The 3991-nt window shown below is 44.8% G+C and carries 2 protein-coding genes and 25 tRNA genes; all 27 read left to right on the top strand.

What is annotated here, in order from left to right:
* The first annotated feature begins 127 nt into the window (after positions 1 to 127).
* The 27 genes from msrA (at position 128) to ABDZ53_RS06350 (ending at position 3915) form a co-directional block, all read left to right on the top strand.
* Positions 128 to 658 carry a peptide-methionine (S)-S-oxide reductase MsrA gene (msrA, locus tag ABDZ53_RS06480; protein ID WP_343754811.1) on the top strand — a complete coding sequence of 177 codons (531 nt, stop codon included), beginning with the start codon at positions 128 to 130 and terminating at the stop codon, positions 656 to 658.
* A gap of 126 nt (positions 659 to 784) precedes the next feature.
* A tRNA-Val gene (locus ABDZ53_RS06475) sits at positions 785 to 857 on the top strand.
* Between the two features lie 10 nt (positions 858 to 867).
* Positions 868 to 940, top strand: a tRNA-Lys gene (locus ABDZ53_RS06470).
* Positions 941 to 968: 28 nt separating this feature from the next.
* Positions 969 to 1050: transfer RNA gene (locus ABDZ53_RS06465), tRNA-Leu, on the top strand.
* A 24-nt stretch (positions 1051 to 1074) separates the two neighbouring features.
* Positions 1075 to 1147, top strand: a tRNA-Thr gene (locus ABDZ53_RS06460).
* A gap of 7 nt (positions 1148 to 1154) precedes the next feature.
* Positions 1155 to 1226 (top strand) — tRNA-Gly (locus ABDZ53_RS06455).
* 36 nt (positions 1227 to 1262) lie between these two features.
* Positions 1263 to 1348: transfer RNA gene (locus ABDZ53_RS06450), tRNA-Leu, on the top strand.
* Between the two features lie 9 nt (positions 1349 to 1357).
* Positions 1358 to 1431, top strand: a tRNA-Arg gene (locus ABDZ53_RS06445).
* Positions 1432 to 1440: 9 nt separating this feature from the next.
* Positions 1441 to 1514, top strand: a tRNA-Pro gene (locus ABDZ53_RS06440).
* Positions 1515 to 1531: 17 nt separating this feature from the next.
* Positions 1532 to 1605, top strand: a tRNA-Met gene (locus ABDZ53_RS06435).
* A 19-nt stretch (positions 1606 to 1624) separates the two neighbouring features.
* Positions 1625 to 1698 (top strand) — tRNA-Ile (locus ABDZ53_RS06430).
* Between the two features lie 91 nt (positions 1699 to 1789).
* Positions 1790 to 1862, top strand: a tRNA-Met gene (locus ABDZ53_RS06425).
* Between the two features lie 30 nt (positions 1863 to 1892).
* Positions 1893 to 1965: transfer RNA gene (locus ABDZ53_RS06420), tRNA-Asp, on the top strand.
* 12 nt (positions 1966 to 1977) lie between these two features.
* Positions 1978 to 2048: transfer RNA gene (locus ABDZ53_RS06415), tRNA-Gly, on the top strand.
* A gap of 32 nt (positions 2049 to 2080) precedes the next feature.
* A tRNA-Ile gene (locus ABDZ53_RS06410) sits at positions 2081 to 2154 on the top strand.
* Positions 2155 to 2166: 12 nt separating this feature from the next.
* Positions 2167 to 2238, top strand: a tRNA-Glu gene (locus ABDZ53_RS06405).
* Positions 2239 to 2249: 11 nt separating this feature from the next.
* Positions 2250 to 2339, top strand: a tRNA-Ser gene (locus ABDZ53_RS06400).
* Positions 2340 to 2348: 9 nt separating this feature from the next.
* Positions 2349 to 2421: transfer RNA gene (locus tag ABDZ53_RS06395), tRNA-Met, on the top strand.
* A 109-nt stretch (positions 2422 to 2530) separates the two neighbouring features.
* Positions 2531 to 2603: transfer RNA gene (locus ABDZ53_RS06390), tRNA-Asp, on the top strand.
* Positions 2604 to 2619: 16 nt separating this feature from the next.
* A tRNA-Phe gene (locus tag ABDZ53_RS06385) sits at positions 2620 to 2692 on the top strand.
* A gap of 10 nt (positions 2693 to 2702) precedes the next feature.
* Positions 2703 to 2783: transfer RNA gene (locus ABDZ53_RS06380), tRNA-Tyr, on the top strand.
* 5 nt (positions 2784 to 2788) lie between these two features.
* Positions 2789 to 2859, top strand: a tRNA-Trp gene (locus ABDZ53_RS06375).
* A gap of 74 nt (positions 2860 to 2933) precedes the next feature.
* Positions 2934 to 3006, top strand: a tRNA-His gene (locus ABDZ53_RS06370).
* 7 nt (positions 3007 to 3013) lie between these two features.
* Positions 3014 to 3085: transfer RNA gene (locus ABDZ53_RS06365), tRNA-Gln, on the top strand.
* 32 nt (positions 3086 to 3117) lie between these two features.
* Positions 3118 to 3189, top strand: a tRNA-Cys gene (locus ABDZ53_RS06360).
* 17 nt (positions 3190 to 3206) lie between these two features.
* A tRNA-Leu gene (locus ABDZ53_RS06355) sits at positions 3207 to 3291 on the top strand.
* Positions 3292 to 3459: 168 nt separating this feature from the next.
* Entirely contained in the window at positions 3460 to 3915 is a 456-nt protein-coding gene (locus ABDZ53_RS06350; protein ID WP_343754810.1) for a VOC family protein, read from the top strand.
* Positions 3916 to 3991 lie beyond the last annotated feature (76 nt).

Genomic DNA, 3991 nt, shown 5'->3' with positions numbered 1-3991 from the left:
ATGACTTCATTTTATCAAAAAAGGGGAGGGAGAGGTGCTTTTTTGTGTAAAAGATTGATTTACAAGCAATAAACGAAGAAATAAACAAAATTTTTGGAAATACGAGAAACAATTAGGAGGGATAGAAATGGCTCAATTAGAAAAAGCAATATTTGCAGGCGGCTGTTTTTGGTGTATGGTACAGCCTTTTGATTCGTTACCTGGGATTCATTCAGTAGTATCTGGCTATACTGGAGGACATACTGAAAATCCGACATATAATCAAGTAACAGCTGGAGGAACAGGACACACAGAAGCGGTAGAAATCACTTTTGATCCAGATTTAATTTCCTATAGTGAATTAGTAGAAATCTACTGGCGTCAGACAGACCCGACCGATGCAGGGGGACAGTTTGCAGATAGGGGCGATTCATACAGACCCGTCATCTTCTATAAAGATGACCATCAAAAAGAAGTAGCTGAAGCATCTAAACAAGCCCTACAAGAAAGTGGCAAATTCAGTTCACCTATTGTTACCCAGATAGAAGAAGCAAAACCTTTTTATCCAGCAGAAGATTATCATCAAGATTTTTATAAAAAAGAGTCTGCTCATTATAAACGATATAGTGTCGGTTCCGGCCGTGCAGGCTTTATTTCAAGACATTGGACTGAAGAATAAGCGACTTAAAACCCTCTCTTGGCAATTAATTTTAAAAAAATTAAAAAAGTGATTGACAAGAGAGGAATAAGTTTGTATGATATAAGAGTTGCTGAAATAAGTAGGCGATAAATTGTTTGCTATAATGGGGACTTAGCTCAGTTGGGAGAGCATCTGCCTTACAAGCAGAGGGTCAGCGGTTCGAGCCCGTTAGTCCCCATTATCATACCGAGCCATTAGCTCAGTCGGTAGAGCATTTGACTTTTAATCAAAGGGTCGCAGGTTCGATTCCTGCATGGCTCATTATAAAAGAACAAACCTTTTATATAATGCGGGTGTGGCGGAATCGGCAGACGCACTAGATTTAGGATCTAGCGCTTAACGGCGTGGGGGTTCAAGTCCCTTCACCCGCATAGCATTATTAACTTAATGCACAAGCCGGCTTAGCTCAGTTGGTAGAGCAACTGATTTGTAATCAGTGGGTCGAGGGTTCAACTCCTTTAGCCGGCATAGTCACGCGGAAGTAGTTCAGTGGTAGAACACCACCTTGCCAAGGTGGGGGTCGCGGGTTCGAATCCCGTCTTCCGCTTATTGCTTTTAAAGAGTAATAATTAAAGTCATTCCTGCCGGGGTGGCGGAATAGGTAGACGCACAGGACTTAAAATCCTGCGGAGAGTTGTCTCCGTGCCGGTTCGATTCCGGCCCTCGGCATAAAAAACAGCACCCTTAGCTCAATTGGATAGAGTACCTGACTACGAATCAGGCGGTTAGAGGTTCGACTCCTCTAGGGTGCATTACATAAACGGGAATTAGCTCAGCTTGGTAGAGCACTTGGTTTGGGACCAAGGGGTCGCAGGTTCGAATCCTGTATTCCCGATTTATAGTTTTTAACATGGCGGTGTAGCTCAGCTGGCTAGAGCGTACGGTTCATACCCGTGAGGTCGTGGGTTCGATTCCCTCCGCCGCTATAATCAGGAACATCTCGAAGGACCTTTAGCTCAGTTGGTTAGAGCAAACGGCTCATAACCGTTCGGTCGCAGGTTCGAGTCCTGCAAGGTCCATTGTTCTAACTGCATGGGTTTAATCCATTCAGTTGAAAGCAATAAAGGTCACTTGGACAGTTGTCCGGGGAATGATTATCTATTATATTATCTCGGAGTAGAGCAGCTGGCAGCTCGTCGGGCTCATAACCCGGAGGTCGCAGGTTCAAATCCTGCCTCCGCAATTGCACCACATGCAAGATTAAGAAAGTATTGGCCCCGTAGTGTAGCGGTTACCACGTCTGCCTGTCACGCAGAAGATCGCCGGTTCGAATCCGGTCGGGGTCGTTGGAATAATATGCGGGTGTAGTTTAGTGGTAAAACTACAGCCTTCCAAGCTGTTGTCGGGAGTTCGATTCTCCCTACCCGCTTTATACTTAATTATAAGTATGTGAAATAAATAGGGCCTATAGCTCAGCTGGTTAGAGCGCACGCCTGATAAGCGTGAGGTCGGTGGTTCGAGTCCACTTAGGCCCATTAGAAAAATAAGGCCCCTTGGTCAAGTGGTTAAGACACCGCCCTTTCACGGCGGTATCACGGGTTCGAATCCCGTAGGGGTCATGTTACATTTTGGAGGATTACCCAAGTCCGGCTTAAGGGAACGGTCTTGAAAACCGTCAGGCGTGTCAAAGCGCGCGTGGGTTCGAATCCCACATCCTCCTTTATATTATCGCGGAGTAGAGCAGCTGGCAGCTCGTCGGGCTCATAACCCGGAGGTCGCAGGTTCAAATCCTGCCTCCGCAATTTTCTATAAATGCCTAACGCAATAGAGGTTATCCTTGTTACCAAATGAAGAGGTGACAAACACGATGCACGTGGACACTGGTCTGCCGTGTATCTTTAAACATTTATTGGCCCCGTAGTGTAGCGGTTACCACGTCTGCCTGTCACGCAGAAGATCGCCGGTTCGAATCCGGTCGGGGTCGTAGTCAAATGAATCTTGGCGCTGTAGCTCAGTTGGTAGAGCAACGGATTGAAGCTCCGTGTGTCGGCAGTTCGACTCTGTCCAGCGCCATATAAATTACGGAGGGATAGCGAAGTGGCCAAACGCAGCGGACTGTAAATCCGTTCCTTCGGGTTCGTAGGTTCAAATCCTACTCCCTCCACTTCTAGGGGTATAGTTTAATGGCAAAACAACGGTCTCCAAAACCGTTGATGTGGGTTCGACTCCTGCTACCCCTGTTACTTCCTTACTATTATATTTAACTTTCTTATGAGTTATGATATAATGAGTGACGGATAGTTTTAATTTAATGGCGATTGTGGCGAAGTGGTTAACGCATCGGGTTGTGGTCCCGACATTCGTGGGTTCGATTCCCATCAGTCGCCCTTTGATTGGGCTATGGCCAAGCGGTAAGGCAACGGTTTTTGGTACCGTCATTCCCAGGTTCGAATCCTGGTAGCCCAGTATTTACAACTTAATACTTTCTTTATTAAGATGGCGGTATAGCCAAGTGGTAAGGCAGAGGTCTGCAAAACCTTCATTCACCGGTTCAAATCCGGTTACCGCCTTATCTTTATGAACTCAAGCCGGCGTGGCGGAATTGGCAGACGCGCTGGACTCAAAATCCAGTGCCCGTTGAGGGCGTGCCGGTTCGATCCCGGCCGCCGGTATGCGAAACAAACAGATTAAACCCTATTCTCTTTTTAGAGGTATGGGTTTTTTTATTTGCTCAAAATGATGTAGTCTCCCCAAGAGGAATGAATGGTTTAAAATGTAAGCGTTTCTTATTTGTGATAAAATGATTCTGCTACATGACAAATGTTTGAGGAGAGTGCTGTATGGATAAACAATCAAAAATAGAACCTAAAGTTGTTACGCAAATTGGGTTTATAGTGAAAGACATAGGAGAGACGACGCGTTCATTTGCCGAATTCTTTGGAGTGGATATTCCAGAAATCAATTGGACTGGTGAATATAAGGAAGCTCAGCAGCAGTATAAAGGAAAACCTGTTGAATCAAGAGCGAAGCAAACCTTTTTTGAGATGGAGAATATTCAACTCGAATTAATAGAACCGGATGACGGTCCTAGTACATGGCGTGATCATTTAGAACAACATGGAGAAGGGGTTCATCACATTGCGTTTGTAGTTAAGGATATGAAACAAACGGTTAAAACATTAGAAGGTTTAAATATGCCGGTTATTCAAAAAGGGGAGTATCAAGGAGGAAGATATGCCTACCTTGATTCTTTCAATCAGCTTAAAGTGATGCTTGAATTATTAGAAAACGACTAAAACGGAGTGAAACAAATGAAAGTAATAGCAGTTGTAGGTGATTATTATCATGAGGAGTCTTTATATAAAGATACGC

It is taken from the genome of Alkalibacterium iburiense, assembly GCF_039521845.1.
GTDB lineage: Bacteria > Bacillota > Bacilli > Lactobacillales > Carnobacteriaceae_A > Alkalibacterium > Alkalibacterium iburiense.
The sequence above is the reverse complement of the archived record's forward strand: the minus strand, read 5'-3'. Positions and strand labels throughout refer to the sequence as shown.

Bases quoted from the DNA above. Each gene is read 5' to 3' on its own strand.
- msrA (WP_343754811.1), top strand. From the start codon at position 128: ATGGCTCAATTAGAAAAAGCAATATTTGCAGGCGGCTGTTTTTGGTGT.
- ABDZ53_RS06350 (WP_343754810.1), top strand. From the start codon at position 3,460: ATGGATAAACAATCAAAAATAGAACCTAAAGTTGTTACGCAAATTGGG.